Genomic DNA, 16,463 nt, shown 5'->3' on the forward strand with positions numbered 1-16,463 from the left:
GCACTGGATTCTTACATTCCAGAACCACAACGTGACATCGATAAGCCGTTCCTACTGCCAATCGAAGACGTATTCTCAATTTCAGGCCGTGGTACAGTAGTTACTGGTCGTGTTGAGCGTGGTATTGTTAAAGTGGGTGACGAAGTTGAAATCGTTGGTGTTCGCACAACGACTAAAACAACGTGTACTGGTGTAGAAATGTTCCGTAAACTGCTTGACGAAGGTCGTGCAGGCGAGAACTGTGGTGTGTTATTACGTGGTACTAAGCGTGATGACGTAGAACGTGGTCAAGTATTGGCTAAACCAGGTTCAATCAACCCACACACCACTTTTGAATCAGAAGTTTACGTTCTGTCAAAAGAAGAAGGTGGACGTCACACTCCATTCTTCAAAGGCTACCGTCCACAGTTCTACTTCCGTACAACTGACGTAACCGGTACTATCGAACTGCCAGAAGGCGTAGAGATGGTAATGCCTGGCGACAACATCAAAATGGTAGTGACTCTGATTTGCCCAATCGCGATGGACGAAGGTTTACGCTTCGCAATCCGTGAAGGTGGTCGTACAGTTGGTGCTGGTGTAGTAGCTAAAATCATTGCTTAATTGCGATAGAAATTAGTTTGAAAAGGAAGCTTCGGCTTCCTTTTTTGTTTAAGTGGATTATTTCATAGGTTTTGTGGTTTGCATGGGATTCGCATCCTTGCTTACAAAGTCGAATAAGAATACAATCTATGGCCGATTTTTGACCCTGAGCTTATGCTATTTTGCGTTTCTAAGGGTGTTCGGAAATGCAGAGTGATGTGGGATTATGCCCGTCAATTAATGTGCTCTAAGCTCAGGCCGTATTGAGTAACGGAAAAACCGATGACAACAAATACTGAAAACCAGAACAATTCTCTGGATATCGTGAAGTGGGGTTTAGTGATTGTATTGCTAGCCGCTGCTGTTATTGGCAATCAAATGTATAGCGAAGCCAGTGCCGTCATACGTGCGCTTAGTGTTATCGTTGCATTCGCTATTGCTGGTTTTATTGCGCTTCAGACTGTAAAAGGTAAAAAAGCGTTAGCTTTTGCCCGTGAAGCGCATATCGAAGTGCGCAAGGTTGTATGGCCGACGCGTCAAGAAGCGCTAAACACCACTTTTATTGTCCTTGCAGCAACAGGTATCTTAGCTCTTATCCTTTGGGGTATGGATGCTGTGTTAATGCGAATTGTCAATTTTATCACTGGCGTATAGGCACCTCGAATGACTGAAGCTAAAGAAGCTAAAAAAAGATGGTATGTAGTGCAGGCATTCTCAGGCTATGAAGGCCGAGTTTGTAAGTCACTGATTGAATATATTAAAATGCATGGCATGGAAGCATACTTCGGTGAAGTATTGGTTCCGACTGAAGAAGTCATCGAAATGCGTGCAGGTCAGCGTCGCAAGAGCGAACGTAAGTTTTTCCCTGGCTATGTGTTAGTCCAGATGGAAATGAACGATGACAGCTGGCATTTAGTCAAAAGCATCCCGCGTGTTTTAGGCTTTATTGGCGGAACGTCTGATCGTCCTGCCCCAATTTCAGATAAAGAAGCTGATGCAATTCTGCGTCGCTTACAAGAAACGACAGCGTCACCGACTCATAGAACCATATTTGAGCCTGGTGAAGTGGTACGTGTGTGTGATGGTCCATTTGCTGACTTTAACGGTACCGTTGAAGAGGTGGATTATGATAAGAGCCGCGTGAAAGTATCAGTGATGATCTTTGGTCGTTCTACGCCTGTTGAACTTGATTTTAGTCAAGTTGAAAAAGGCTGATTAAATAAACTACAAAATCCGTTTGGCAACGGGTGCGAATTTCTATATAATTCGCACCCGTTGTTTTCGGGGGAGCATGTCAGCATGTCGCTGATGCGCGTTTGAACCCAAACTGAGGAAATGTCAGATGGCAAAGAAGATTGATGCTTATATTAAGCTACAAGTAAAATCCGGTTCTGCGAACCCATCACCACCAGTTGGTCCAGCTTTGGGTCAAAAAGGTGTGAACATCATGGAATTCTGTAAAGCGTTTAACGCCCGTACAGAAAAAATGGAAAAAGGCATGCCTATTCCAGTCGTGATCACTGTTTACAGTGACCGTTCATTCACTTTTGAAACTAAGACTTCTCCAGCGTCTTACTTACTGAAGACTGCTGCAGGCCTGAAATCAGGTTCTCCACGTCCAAACACTCAGAAAGTGGGTACTATCGCTCGCGCTAAAGTTCAAGAAATTGCTGAACTGAAAGCTGCCGATATGACTGGTGCTGACATTGAAGCGATGACTCGCTCAATCGAAGGTACTGCGCGTTCAATGGGTTTGGTTGTAGAGGATTAATATAATGGCAAAGCTAACTAAACGCATGCGCGTAATTCGCGAAAAAGTTGACGGTACTAAAAGCTACGATATCAACGAAGCTGTTGCTCTGTTAAAAGAATTAGCAACTGCAAAATTCGTTGAAAGTGTAGACGTAGCAGTTAACTTGGGTATTGACCCACGTAAATCTGACCAAAACGTTCGTGGTGCAACAGTGTTGCCACACGGTACTGGTCGTGACGTTCGCGTTGCAGTATTTACACAAGGTGCAAATGCTGAAGCTGCTAAAGCCGCTGGCGCAGAGCTAGTTGGTATGGATGATCTGGCTGAGAAAATCAAAGCCGGTGAAATGAACTTTGACGTAGTTATCGCATCTCCAGATGCAATGCGCGTTGTTGGTATGTTAGGTCAAATCTTAGGCCCACGTGGTTTAATGCCTAACCCTAAAACAGGTACAGTAACGCCAAACGTTGCTGAAGCTGTTAAGAACGCCAAAGCGGGTCAAGTTCGTTACCGTAACGACAAGAACGGTATTATCCACACTACTATCGGTAAAGTGGATTTCACACCAGTTCAATTGAAAGAAAACTTGGAAGCGTTAGTGTCAGCACTGAAAAAGGCTAAGCCTGCAGTTGCTAAAGGCATTTTCGTGAAAAAGATCAGCATCTCTACCACTATGGGTGCAGGTGTTGCAGTTGATCAAGCTACGCTTGAAACAACTCTATAATTTTACAAAGCGGGTGCATTAGTCTATAATGCGCGCACTTTGTGGGTTGAAGCCTGTTTTATCTTCTGTTTAGGCGGAGTTTAACTCAGGTTTCCGTCCAAGACCGCAGGTGTTTTTTGTAAAAATAACTTAATTTCCTGCGTAGACGGTGTCAGGCCCCAGCTAAAATTTTTTACTGGATAATCTGCACCGTAAGTCACTAAATACATAAGTATTTAGTATGGTAAATACTAGGGAATACCCTAGGTAGAATCCAGGAGTAAAGCCAATGGCATTAAGACTCGAAGACAAAAAAGCGATTGTTGCTGAAGTCAACGAAGCTGCCAAAGGTGCGCTATCTGCAGTTGCCGCTGATTCTCGCGGTGTGACTGTAGGTGCTATGACCGGTCTGCGTAAAAAAGCTCGCGAAGCTGGTGTATATGTACGTGTAGTACGTAACACGCTAGCTCGTCGTGCTGTTGAAGGTACTGCTTTTGAGTGCCTAGCAGAAACGTTCACTGGCCCAACTTTGATTGCTTTTTCTTTAGAGCACCCAGGTGCTGCAGCACGTCTGTTAAAAGACTTTGCTAAAGAACAAGCTAACTTCGAAGTTAAAGGCGCAGCCTTTGAAGGGAATTTCATCCCTGCAGCTGAAATTGATCGTTTGGCGAAACTGCCAACATACGAAGAAGCACTAGCTCAGTTAATGATGACTATGAAAGAAGCATCTGCTGGCAAGTTCGTTCGTACACTGGCCGCCCTGCGCGATCAAAAACAAGAAGCCGCTTAATTTCAAGCTGGCTGCTTAATAAAATTGAATTCAGAACAATAGGAAACATTTGTTATGTCTATCACTAAAGACCAAATCTTAGAAGCCTTTGCAGCTATGTCTGTAATGGAAGTTGTTGAACTGATCGAAGCTATGGAAGAGAAGTTCGGCGTTTCTGCCGCTGCTGCTGTTGTTTCTGGCGGTGCAGAAGCAGTTGTTGTTGAAGAACAAACAGAATTCAACGTAGTTCTGACTGCTCACGGCGACAACAAAGTTGCAGTTATTAAAGCCATCCGTGGCGCAACTGGTTTAGGCCTGAAAGAAGCTAAAGCTATGTCTGAAGCTGCTCCAGTAGCAGTTAAAGAAGGCGTTTCTAAAGAAGAAGCTGAAGCTCTGAAGAAAGAACTTACTGAAGCTGGTGCTTCTGTAGAAATTAAGTAAGCTATTATTTAGCTTGCTCACCCAAGCCACTTGGGTGGAGGCTGGCGGTTTTTTAACCGTCGGCCTTTTTTGCGCTATATGCGCTGGCGATTTTTTTTCACCGTTTGTCGCCAAATTTTGCAGTCCCTAGCAGAGATTACTGGTTAGGTTCTTGCCATCAACGGTGATGGGCAAACGTGCTGAATTTTAATAACTTAAGTTATTTATTCAGTCTTGGTCACATCTCGTAAGCAGAGGAAACCCATGGTTTACTCCTATTCTGAAAAGAAGCGTATTCGCAAAGACTTTGGTAAGCGTCCAAAAGTTTTGGATATCCCTTATTTATTGTCTATCCAGCTAGACTCTTTTAAGAAGTTCACCGATCAAGATCCTACCGGTGAGCGCGGTTTAGAAGCCGCCTTCCGTAGCGTTTTTCCCATCAAGAGCTTTTCTGGTAACTCAGAACTGCAATACGTCAGCTATAAGCTTGGCGAGCCTGTTTTTGATGTGAAAGAGTGTCAGATCCGTGGTGTTACGTATTCAGCTCCACTACGCGTTAAATTACGCATGGTGTTGTATGACCGTGAAGCAGCGGCGGGCACAGTAAAAGATATTAAAGAACAAGAAGTCTACATGGGTGATATCCCATTGATGACGGATAACGGTACTTTTGTTATCAACGGTACTGAGCGTGTAATCGTATCTCAATTACACCGTTCTCCAGGCGTGTTCTTTGATCATGACCGTGGTAAAACCCACTCATCAGGTAAGGTGCTGTATAACGCACGTATTATTCCTTACCGTGGTTCATGGCTTGACTTTGAATTCGATCCTAAAGATGCACTATTTGTGCGTATTGACCGTCGCCGCAAACTGCCTGCGACCATCATGTTACGTGCATTAGAATATTCTACTCAAGAGATCCTCGATCTGTTCTTCGAACGCGTTGAGTTCAAGATCAAGAAAGATACTCTGGTCATGTCTTTGGTGCCTGAACGTCTGCGTGGTGAAACTGCCAGCTATGACATCAAGGATGCTGAAGGTTCTGTACTGGTTGAAGCGGGACGTCGTATTACTGCGCGTCACATTCGTCAGTTAGAAAAGACCAATACCACTGAGCTTGAAGTGCCAGTTGAATATATCGTGGGCAAATATGCTGCTCAAGATTATATCGATCCGGACACAGGTGAAGTTTTAGTCTCTGCCAACAGTGAAATTAGCTTAGAAGATCTGGCTAAACTATCATTGGCCGGTATTAAAGATATCAGCACGTTGTATATCAACGAGTTAGATCATGGTGCTTATATTTCAGATACGCTGCGTATCGATTCAACCACTAACCGCTTAGAAGCGCTGGTTGAGATCTATCGTATGATGCGTCCTGGCGAGCCACCAACCAAAGATGCTGCCGAAGCACTATTCCAGAACTTGTTCTTCAGTGAAGAGCGTTATGACCTGTCTAAAGTAGGTCGTATGAAGTTCAACCGTCGTCTCAGCATTCCTGATGACGAAGGTAGCGGTGTATTGTCAAAAGAAGACATCGTCGCGGTAATGAAGAACATCATTCATATCCGTAACGGTTTCGACGAAGTCGATGACATCGATCACTTAGGTAACCGTCGTATTCGTAGCGTCGGTGAAATGGCTGAAAACCAATTCCGTGTTGGTTTAGTCCGTGTTGAGCGCGCCGTGCGTGAACGTCTGTCTTTAGGCGATCTGAACGAGCTGATGCCACAAGACTTGATCAACGCTAAGCCAATTTCTGCTGCAGTGAAAGAGTTCTTCGGTTCTTCTCAGCTGTCACAATTCATGGACCAAAACAACCCGCTGTCAGAAGTAACGCATAAGCGTCGTATTTCTGCTCTTGGCCCTGGTGGTTTGACTCGTGAACGTGCAGGCTTCGAAGTCCGCGACGTACATCCAACGCATTATGGTCGTTTATGTCCAATTGAGACCCCTGAAGGTCCAAACATTGGTCTAATCAACTCATTAGCAAGTTTTGCCCGTACTAACTCTTACGGCTTCCTAGAAACGCCATACCGCAAGGTTATCGATGGCGTGATTACTGACGAAGTGGAATACTTGTCAGCAATCGAAGAAGGTCGTTATGTGATTGCACAGGCGAACATCGAAGTTGACGCTAGCGGTCGTATGGCAGAAGAGCAAATTGCTTGTCGTCATAAAGGTGAATCGACCTTTATGCGCGCTGCTGACATCCAGTATATGGACGTTTCGCCACAACAGATTATTTCTGTTGCTGCGTCACTGATCCCGTTCTTAGAACACGACGATGCTAACCGTGCCTTGATGGGTGCGAACATGCAACGTCAAGCCGTACCCACACTGCGCTCTGAAAAGCCGCTAGTAGGTACTGGTATTGAACGTACTTTGGCTGTTGACTCTGGTGTTGTGGTTGTTGCTAAACGTGGTGGTTTTGTAGACTACGTTGATGCGAGCCGCATCGTTGTTAAAGTAAATGAAGATGAGCTGCGCCCAGGCGAAGCCGGTATCGACATTTATAACCTGACTAAATACACCCGTTCTAACCAAAACACTTGTATCAACCAACGCCCTTGTTGTGCTGTTGGTGAGCCAGTCGTTCGTGGTGACGTGTTAGCAGACGGTCCGTCTACTGACTTAGGTGACTTAGCCCTTGGCCAGAACATGCGTATCGCATTCATGCCTTGGAACGGTTACAACTTCGAAGACTCGATCTTAATTTCTGAGCGCGTAGCGCAAGAAGACCGTTTCACCACTATCCACATTCAGGAGCTGTCTTGTATTGCTCGTGATACCAAACTGGGTAGCGAAGAAATCACGGCTGATATTCCAAACGTAGGTGAATCTGCTCTGTCGAAACTCGACGAGTCAGGTATCGTTTACATTGGTGCAGAAGTGAAGGGCGGCGATATTCTGGTTGGTAAAGTGACGCCAAAAGGCGAAACACAGCTAACGCCAGAAGAGAAGTTACTCCGTGCTATCTTCGGTGAGAAAGCGTCTGACGTTAAAGACAGTTCACTGCGTGTTCCTAACTCTGTTAAGGGCACTATCATCGACGTTCAGGTATTTACCCGTGACGGCGTTGAAAAAGACAAGCGTGCAGTTGAAATCGAAGAGATGCACATTGCCCAAGCTCGTAAAGACTTAGGCGAAGAGTTCAAGATCCTTGAAGAAGGTGTATTGAGCCGTGCGCGTAACCTGTTAATCGGTGCTGGTTTCACTGAAGCGCAAATTGCTGCGTTGCCACGTAAAGATGTATTGGTTCAAGTCATTGACGATGAAGCAAAACAAACTGAACTTGAGCAATTAGCTGAACAGCATGAAGAGCTGAAAGCTGACTTCGATAAGAAGTTTGAAATCAAACGTCGCAAGATCACCCAAGGTGATGACTTGGCGCCAGGCGTACTCAAGATCGTTAAGGTTTACTTAGCGGTTAAGCGTACTATCCAACCTGGTGACAAGATGGCGGGTCGTCACGGTAACAAGGGTGTTATCTCTAAGATTTGCCCAATCGAAGACATGCCATATGACGAACAAGGTAACCCAGTAGACATCGTATTGAACCCGCTAGGTGTTCCATCACGTATGAACATTGGTCAGGTACTTGAAGTCCATATGGGCGCCGCTGCCAAAGGCATTGGTAACAAGATCACTGCGATGCTTGAAGAACAGCGTGAGCTGGCTGAAGTTCGTGGTTACATCAAGCAAGTTTATGAATTAGGTGACGAAGTGCAGCAGCGCGTCGATATCGATTCATTCACTGATGATGAAGTATTACGTCTTGCGACTAACCTGAAAGGCGGTATCCCGATTGCAACTCCTGCATTCGACGGTGCTAAAGAGAAAGAGATCAAGCAGATGCTTGAACTTGCAGGTTTGCCAACCTCTGGTCAGTTGAAGTTGTTTGATGGTCGTACCGGTAACGAATTTGAGCGTCAAGTAACGGTAGGTTACATGTACATGCTCAAACTGAACCACTTAGTTGATGACAAGATGCACGCCCGTTCTACCGGTTCGTACAGCTTAGTGACTCAACAACCACTGGGCGGTAAAGCTCAGTTCGGTGGTCAGCGTTTCGGTGAGATGGAAGTGTGGGCACTAGAAGCATACGGTGCCGCTTATACGCTTCAAGAAATGCTCACTGTTAAATCGGATGACGTTAACGGTCGTACTCAGATGTATAAGAACATCGTCGACGGTAACCATCAGATGCAACCTGGCATGCCAGAGTCCTTCAACGTGTTACTGAAGGAGATCCGTTCACTCGGTATTAATATCGAGTTGGATCAGGCATAAGCGCAGGCCTTTAGCCGCGTTTGGCAAACAGAATGGTGCTCCGTGCAAGCGGAGCACCCGGTTTAACTCCTTCAGGAGAGAAACGTGAAAGACTTATTAAAGTTTCTGAAACAGCAAAGCAAGACTGAAGAATTTAACGGCATCAAAATTGGTCTGGCATCGCCTGATCTGATCCGTTCTTGGTCTTTTGGTGAAGTTAAGAAGCCAGAAACCATCAACTACCGTACCTTCAAGCCTGAGCGTGAAGGTCTGTTCTGTGCGCGTATCTTTGGCCCAGTCAAAGATTACGAATGTTTGTGCGGTAAGTACAAACGTTTGAAGCACCGTGGTGTTATTTGTGAAAAGTGTGGCGTTGAAGTAACCCAAACTAAAGTACGTCGTGAGCGTATGGGTCACATCGAACTGGCTAGCCCAGTTGCGCACATTTGGTTCTTAAAATCGCTACCGTCACGTATTGGCTTAATGCTGGATATGACGCTGCGTGATATCGAACGCGTACTGTATTTTGAATCATTTGTCGTGATCGAGCCTGGCATGACCAGCCTTGAACGTGGCCAAATGCTGACAGAAGAAACTTATCTGGATGCATTAGAAGAATACGGTGATGAGTTCGAAGCTAAAATGGGTGCCGAAGCAGTGCTTGAACTGTTACGTGCTATCGATTTAGCGAAAGAAATCGAACAAATGCGTGAAGAATTGCCTTCAATCAATTCTGAGACTCGTCGCAAGAAAGTGACTAAACGTCTTAAGTTGATGGAAGCATTCTACACTTCAGGCAACAAGCCTGAGTGGATGATCTTAAAAGTACTGCCTGTGTTACCACCTGACTTACGTCCGTTGGTTCCGCTCGATGGCGGCCGCTTCGCGACTTCAGATCTTAACGACCTGTATCGCCGCGTGATCAACCGTAACAACCGTTTGAAGCGTCTGTTAGATTTAGCTGCGCCAGACATTATCGTACGCAACGAAAAGCGTATGTTACAAGAGTCTGTTGATGCGCTATTAGATAACGGTCGTCGTGGTCGTGCTATTACCGGTTCTAACAAGCGTCCTCTGAAATCTTTGGCCGATATGATCAAAGGTAAGCAAGGTCGTTTCCGTCAGAACTTATTGGGTAAGCGCGTTGACTATTCTGGTCGTTCGGTAATTACCGTAGGTCCTACTCTACGTCTGCACCAATGTGGTCTTCCTAAGAAGATGGCACTGGAACTGTTCAAGCCATTCATCTATGGCAAGCTAGAAGGTCGTGGCTTAGCGACTACCATCAAAGCGGCTAAGAAGATGGTTGAGCGTGAAGTGGCAGAAGTATGGGACGTTCTGGATGAAGTGATCCGCGAACATCCAGTGATGCTCAACCGTGCACCAACACTGCACAGACTGGGTATCCAAGCGTTCGAACCTGTACTGATTGAAGGTAAAGCGATCCAGTTACACCCACTCGTTTGTGCGGCATACAACGCCGACTTCGACGGTGACCAAATGGCGGTACACGTACCGTTAACACTGGAAGCGCAGCTTGAAGCCCGTGCCCTGATGATGTCTACCAACAACATCCTGTCACCAGCCAACGGCGAACCTGTTATCACACCGTCTCAAGACGTGGTATTGGGTCTGTACTACACCAGCCGTGAGCGCATTAATGGCCGTGGTGAAGGTATGGCATTTATGTCTGTTGCTGAAGTTGAAAAAGCTTACGCAACTGGCGCTGCTGAACTGCATGCCCGCGTTAAAGTTCGTATCACTGAAACCATTATTGGTGACGATGGTGAGCGCACTGAACAACGCCGTATCGTTGATACGACTGTGGGTCGTGCTCTGCTGTCACTTATTCTGCCAGCAGGTTTGTCATTTGATCTGGTTAACCAGAACATGGGCAAAAAGCAGATCTCTAAACTGTTGAACACCTGTTATCGTCAACTGGGTCTGAAAGATACGGTTATCTTCGCTGACCAATTGATGTATACCGGTTTCCGTTTTGCAACCATCTCTGGTGCCTCTGTCGGTATCGATGACATGGTTATTCCAGACGAGAAATACACCTTAGTTGCTGATGCAGAAGCGGAAGTTCTTGAAATTCAAGAGCAGTTCCAATCTGGTCTAGTCACAGCTGGTGAGCGTTACAACAAAGTTATCGATATCTGGGCAAGTGCCAACGAAAAAGTTTCTAAAGCTATGATGGAAAACCTGTCAACTGAGACAGTGATTAACCGTGATGGTGTTGAAGAGAAACAAGCCTCGTTTAACAGCATCTATATGATGGCTGACTCAGGCGCTCGTGGTAGTGCCGCACAGATCCGTCAGTTGGCGGGTATGCGTGGTCTGATGGCTAAGCCAGACGGCTCAATCATCGAAACGCCAATTACCGCTAACTTCCGTGAAGGTCTAAACGTACTCCAGTACTTTATTTCTACTCACGGTGCGCGTAAAGGTCTAGCCGATACGGCATTGAAGACAGCGAACTCGGGTTACCTGACTCGTCGTCTTGTAGACGTTGCACAAGATTTAGTGGTTATCGAAGACGATTGTGGTACTCACGAAGGTCTAACCATGAAACCGCTGATTGAAGGTGGTGATGTGGTTGAGCCGTTACGTGAACGCGTACTGGGTCGTGTGGTTGCGATTGATGTGTTCTATCCAGGCACTGAAGACGTATTAGCACCACGTAACACGCTACTCGACGAAGCATGGTGTGACAAGTTAGAAGAGCATTCAATCGACGAAGTGATTGTACGTTCTGTTATTTCTTGTGATACCGATTTCGGTGTGTGTGCAGCTTGTTACGGTCGTGACTTGGCTCGTGGTCATATTATTAACCACGGTGAAGCCATCGGTGTTGTGGCAGCACAATCTATCGGTGAACCAGGTACACAGTTAACGATGCGTACGTTCCACATCGGTGGTGCGGCATCTAGAGCGTCTGCAGAAAACAATGTCCAAGTGAAAAACTCGGGTTCATTGAAACTGCATAATGCTAAGCATGTGACTAACAGTGACGGCAAACTGGTTATCGTTTCTCGTTCTTCTGAACTGGCTGTTATTGACGAGCTGGGTCGTGAGAAAGAGCGTTATAAAGTGCCATACGGTACTGTGCTCGAGAAACTAGAAGAAGCGGCTGTTGAAGCGGGCGATGTTATCGCTAACTGGGATCCACATACTCACCCAATCATTTCTGAAGTGGCGGGTAGTATCAAGTTCGTAGACATGATTGACGGTGTCACTATGACACGTCAAACAGACGAACTAACGGGTCTGTCATCAATCGTGATCCTTGACGTTGGTCAGCGTGGTACTGCGGGTAAAGAAATGCGCCCAATGATCCGTCTGCTTGGCGCTAATGGTGCTGACTTGATGATCCCAGGTACTGAAGTACCAGCACAATACTTCTTACCAGGTAGTGCGATCGTTAACTTAGAAGATAACGCGCAAATCAACGTGGGTGACGCATTAGCTCGTATTCCTCAGGAATCGTCTAAAACTCGCGACATCACCGGTGGTCTGCCACGCGTTGCTGACTTGTTCGAAGCGCGTAAGCCAAAAGAGCCTGCTATTCTGGCGGAAATCTCTGGTACCATCTCGTTTGGTAAAGAGACCAAAGGTAAGCGTCGTTTGGTGATTACACCTGCTGATGGCGGCGATCATTATGAAGAGATGATCCCTAAGTGGCGTAACTTAAACGTGTTCGAAGGTGAAAAAGTCGAACGTGGTGAAGTTATCGCTGACGGTCCAGAAGCGGCACACGACATTCTGCGTCTTCGTGGTATCCACAACGTAGCAAACTACATTGTGAACGAAGTACAGGACGTTTACCGTCTGCAAGGCGTGAAGATCAACGATAAGCATATCGAAGTGATCATCCGTCAGATGCTGCGTAAGTGTCTTATCACTTCTGCCGGTGACACTGACTTCCTCGAAGGGGAACAAGCTGAAGTGTCACGCGTGAAGATCGCTAACCGCGAACTGATCGCCCAAGGTAAAGTGCCTGCGACCTTTGAACGTGAACTACTGGGTATTACTAAAGCATCTCTGGCAACAGAATCCTTTATCTCAGCAGCATCGTTCCAAGAAACTACGCGCGTACTGACCGAAGCCGCCGTCGGTGGTAAGAGCGATCAATTACGTGGTCTGAAAGAAAACGTTATCGTTGGCCGACTGATCCCAGCCGGTACTGGTTACGCTTATCACAAGACTCGTAATGAAGCGCGTGCGAAGAAAAACGAACCTGTAGTAGTGAACAAGATCACTGCAAGTGAAGCCGAACAGAACTTGGCCGATCTCTTAAACTTGGCTGGGAGCCAAGATTAAGTAATAAGTTTGTTATAAAAAGGCGCCTATGGCGCCTTTTTTCTTGTAATATGCCGCAAAAGTTGGCTATTTCTTGACAGTCAGGCATTACCTTTCTAAAATTCCGCGTCCCACCATTGTGGGATATAGATTTTTCACACCTTATCGTTGAGTTTGATTCAACTGACTCGGAGCTATACATGGCAACTGTAAACCAGTTGGTACGTAAGCCACGCGCGCCAAAAGTCGACAAGACTAACGTGCCTGCGTTGAATGCGTGCCCGCAAAAACGTGGTGTTTGTACACGTGTGTACACTACTACCCCTAAAAAACCTAACTCTGCACTACGTAAAGTAGCTCGTGTGCGTCTAACTAACGGTTTCGAAGTTACTTCGTACATCGGCGGTGAAGGCCACAACCTGCAGGAGCATAGCGTGATCTTAATCCGTGGTGGTCGTGTTAAAGACTTACCAGGTGTGCGTTATCACACTATTCGTGGCGCATTAGACTGTGCAGGCGTGACTTCACGTCGCCAAAGCCGTTCTAAATACGGTGCTAAGCGTCCTAAGTCTTAACTTATCCGTTAAGTAAGGCCAAGCTAGTTTTATTTTGAGAATTCCAGTTTTGGAAATCCCTGAAGCATACGGAGAATTGTTATGCCAAGACGTCGCGTTGTAGGACAACGTAAAATCCTACCAGATCCAAAGTTTCACAGTGAGTTGCTGGCTAAGTTCATCAACGTCATTATGCAAGACGGCAAAAAGTCGACTGCAGAAAAAATTATTTACAAGGCACTAGATGTTGTCGCTGAAAAGAAAAGCGAAAACCATTTAGTTATCCTTGAAGCAGCCCTGGACAACGTTCGCCCATCAGTCGAAGTTAAATCTCGTCGCGTTGGTGGTTCTACGTACCAGGTACCATGTGAAGTTCGTCCTGTGCGTCGTAACGCACTGGCGATGCGCTGGTTAGTTGAAGCTGCTCGTAAGCGTGGTGAAAAATCTATGGCTTTACGTCTGGCAGGTGAAATGCTGGATGCGTCTGAAAACAAAGGTACTGCTGTTAAGAAGCGTGAAGACGTGCATCGCATGGCTGAAGCTAACAAAGCCTTTGCTCATTACCGTTGGTAATATGATGGTGTGGGCTTAGGCCCACACCATAGTTGTTGATATTGCCAAGACTTAGGTCTTGGTGGAGAGGGTATAATCGTGGCTCGTACAACCCCAATTGAGCGTTATCGTAATATCGGTATTTGTGCTCATGTTGACGCAGGTAAAACCACCACAACAGAACGTGTTCTGTTCTATACCGGTTTGTCTCATAAAATCGGTGAGGTGCATGACGGCGCCGCTACCACAGACTGGATGGTTCAAGAGCAAGAGCGTGGTATCACTATCACCTCGGCTGCGGTAACCACATTCTGGCGTGGTATGGATGCTCAATTCACTGAACACCGCATCAATATCATCGATACCCCTGGTCACGTTGACTTTACTATTGAAGTTGAACGGTCTCTGCGCGTCCTCGACGGTGCTGTTGTCGTTTTCTGTGGTTCATCTGGTGTTGAACCTCAGTCAGAAACAGTGTGGCGTCAAGCTGATAAATACCGCGTTCCACGTTTGGTATTTATCAACAAGATGGACCGTGCAGGTGCAGACTTTGAACGTGTAGTGAAGCAAATTAGAACTCGTCTTGGAGCCACTTGTGTGCCTATTCAATTGAATATCGGTGCAGAAGAAAACTTCAAAGGCGTGATCGACTTAATCAAGATGAAAGCAATTAACTGGAATGAATCAGACCAGGGTATGACTTTCACTTATGAGGAGATCCCTGCAGAGTTAGCAGCTAAAGCGGCTGAAATGCATGAGTATCTGGTTGAAGTGGCAGCCGAATCTTCGGATGAACTGATGGATAAGTACCTTGAAGAAGGCACGCTATCAGAAGACGAAATTAAAAAGGCGCTACGTCAGCGTACTATAAATAATGAAATCGTTTTAGCGACTTGTGGTTCTGCATTTAAGAACAAAGGCGTTCAAGCGGTACTTGATGCGGTTATTGAATTCTTGCCAGCGCCAATTGATGTGCCTCCAATTAAGGGCATCGACGAGAACGACCAAGAAGTAGAACGCCCATCAGATGACAATGCGCCTTTTGCTGCATTGGCATTTAAGATTGCTACAGATCCATTCGTAGGAACTTTGACCTTTATTCGCGTGTACTCAGGCGTACTCGAATCAGGTTCGGGCGTTTACAACTCTGTCAAACAGAAGCGTGAACGCGTAGGTCGCATGGTGCAAATGCACGCAAACGATCGCACTGAACTGAAAGAAGTCCGTGCTGGTGATATCGCAGCGGCGATTGGTCTAAAAGAAGTGACTACGGGTGATACGCTTTGTGATAACGATCATAGAGTGATCTTGGAACGTATGGAGTTCCCAGAGCCAGTAATTACCATTGCCGTTGAGCCTAAGTCAAAAGCCGATCAGGACAAAATGGGTATCGCGTTGCAAAAACTTGCAGCGGAAGATCCATCATTCCGAGTTGAAACTGACGAAGAATCATCACAAACTCTGATTTCGGGTATGGGTGAGTTACACTTAGACATCATCGTAGACCGTATGCGTCGCGAATTTGGTGTTGAATGTAACGTAGGTAAGCCACAAGTGGCCTACCGCGAAACTATCCGAGCTTCAGTAGAAGCTGAAGGTAAATTTGTACGCCAATCAGGTGGTCGTGGACAATTCGGTCACGTTTGGTTAAAACTAGAGCCTAATGAAGAAGGCGCTGGTTACGAATTTGTCAATGCTGTTGTGGGAGGTGTGATTCCTCGTGAATTCATTCCTGCGGTTGATAAAGGTATCCAAGAACAGATGAAGAATGGCGTTCTCGCTGGCTTCCCTGTGTTGGACGTGAAGGTCACTCTGTTCGATGGTTCATATCATGATGTGGACTCGAACGAGATGGCGTTCAAAATTGCAGGTTCTATGGGCTTCAAAAAGGGTGCGCTTGAAGCGAATCCGGCGTTGCTCGAACCTTGCATGAAAGTAGAAGTAACTACCCCTGAAAATTATATGGGTGACGTCGTTGGTGATTTGAACCGTCGTCGTGGCTTGATTGAAGGGATGGATGATGGCTTTGGTGGCATCAAAATAGTCCATGCTGTAGTGCCTCTTTCTGAAATGTTTGGTTATGCAACTGATTTGCGCTCTGCTACACAGGGTCGCGCTTCATACTCTATGGAGTTCTTGAAGTACTCTGATGCACCGCAAAACATTGCAAAAGCGATTATTGAATCTCGTAGCTAATATCCAGTTACGACATAAATGTTATTATGGTCCAGCACTGACTGGACTATTCTGAAAAGAAAGGAATATATCGTGGCAAAAGCTAAATTTGAACGTATTAAGCCTCACGTAAACGTGGGCACCATTGGTCACGTTGACCATGGTAAAACCACACTGACTGCAGCTATCTCTCACGTACTGGCTAAGACCTACGGTGGCGAAGCTAAAGACTTCTCTCAAATCGATAACGCTCCAGAAGAGCGTGAGCGCGGTATTACGATCAATACCTCTCACATCGAATATGACACGCCTTCACGTCACTACGCACACGTAGACTGCCCAGGCCACGCTGACTATGTTAAAAACATGATCACTGGT

The 16,463-nt window shown here is 46.1% G+C and carries 13 protein-coding genes; all 13 read left to right on the forward strand.

Features of this window, described 5'->3' with window-relative positions:
• The coding region (locus L5L91_RS22345; RefSeq protein WP_259524591.1) for an EF-Tu/IF-2/RF-3 family GTPase at positions 1 to 603 on the forward strand (603 nt) is incomplete at its 5' end.
• A 261-nt stretch (positions 604 to 864) separates the two neighbouring features.
• On the forward strand, positions 865 to 1,236 hold the full coding sequence (gene secE, locus L5L91_RS22350) for a preprotein translocase subunit SecE (RefSeq protein WP_006083613.1): 372 nt from the start codon (positions 865 to 867) through the stop codon (positions 1,234 to 1,236).
• A gap of 9 nt (positions 1,237 to 1,245) precedes the next feature.
• On the forward strand, positions 1,246 to 1,797 hold the full coding sequence (gene nusG / locus L5L91_RS22355; protein ID WP_105251029.1) for a transcription termination/antitermination protein NusG: 552 nt from the start codon (positions 1,246 to 1,248) through the stop codon (positions 1,795 to 1,797).
• 127 nt (positions 1,798 to 1,924) lie between these two features.
• Entirely contained in the window at positions 1,925 to 2,353 is a 429-nt protein-coding gene (gene rplK, locus L5L91_RS22360; protein ID WP_006083611.1) for a 50S ribosomal protein L11, read from the forward strand.
• 4 nt (positions 2,354 to 2,357) lie between these two features.
• Complete coding sequence (rplA, locus tag L5L91_RS22365) at positions 2,358 to 3,059, forward strand: 50S ribosomal protein L1 (protein ID WP_105251030.1); 702 nt, start codon at positions 2,358 to 2,360, stop codon at positions 3,057 to 3,059.
• A gap of 268 nt (positions 3,060 to 3,327) precedes the next feature.
• Positions 3,328 to 3,828, forward strand: coding sequence for a 50S ribosomal protein L10 (gene rplJ / locus L5L91_RS22370; RefSeq protein ID WP_006083609.1), 501 nt, complete (start codon positions 3,328 to 3,330; stop codon positions 3,826 to 3,828).
• 54 nt (positions 3,829 to 3,882) lie between these two features.
• Positions 3,883 to 4,248, forward strand: a complete 366-nt coding sequence (gene rplL / locus L5L91_RS22375) for a 50S ribosomal protein L7/L12 (RefSeq protein ID WP_105251031.1) — start codon at positions 3,883 to 3,885, stop codon at positions 4,246 to 4,248.
• Positions 4,249 to 4,491: 243 nt separating this feature from the next.
• A complete protein-coding gene (gene rpoB, locus L5L91_RS22380) occupies positions 4,492 to 8,523 on the forward strand; it encodes a DNA-directed RNA polymerase subunit beta (protein WP_105251032.1) in 4,032 nt (1,343 codons plus the stop codon).
• Positions 8,524 to 8,607: 84 nt separating this feature from the next.
• On the forward strand, positions 8,608 to 12,825 hold the full coding sequence (rpoC, locus tag L5L91_RS22385) for a DNA-directed RNA polymerase subunit beta' (RefSeq protein WP_105251033.1): 4,218 nt from the start codon (positions 8,608 to 8,610) through the stop codon (positions 12,823 to 12,825).
• 179 nt (positions 12,826 to 13,004) lie between these two features.
• On the forward strand, positions 13,005 to 13,379 hold the full coding sequence (rpsL, locus tag L5L91_RS22390) for a 30S ribosomal protein S12 (RefSeq protein WP_006083605.1): 375 nt from the start codon (positions 13,005 to 13,007) through the stop codon (positions 13,377 to 13,379).
• An 81-nt stretch (positions 13,380 to 13,460) separates the two neighbouring features.
• Positions 13,461 to 13,931: a 30S ribosomal protein S7 gene (gene rpsG / locus L5L91_RS22395; protein WP_011787570.1), complete on the forward strand. Its 471-nt coding sequence runs from the start codon at positions 13,461 to 13,463 to the stop codon at positions 13,929 to 13,931.
• 78 nt (positions 13,932 to 14,009) lie between these two features.
• Positions 14,010 to 16,106, forward strand: a complete 2,097-nt coding sequence (gene fusA / locus L5L91_RS22400) for an elongation factor G (RefSeq protein ID WP_006083603.1) — start codon at positions 14,010 to 14,012, stop codon at positions 16,104 to 16,106.
• Positions 16,107 to 16,178: 72 nt separating this feature from the next.
• A partial coding sequence (locus tag L5L91_RS22405; RefSeq protein WP_261729865.1) for a GTP-binding protein occupies positions 16,179 to 16,463 on the forward strand: 285 nt, incomplete at its 3' end.

Source organism: Shewanella sp. SM55, from assembly GCF_025654025.1.
GTDB lineage: Bacteria > Pseudomonadota > Gammaproteobacteria > Enterobacterales > Shewanellaceae > Shewanella > Shewanella oncorhynchi.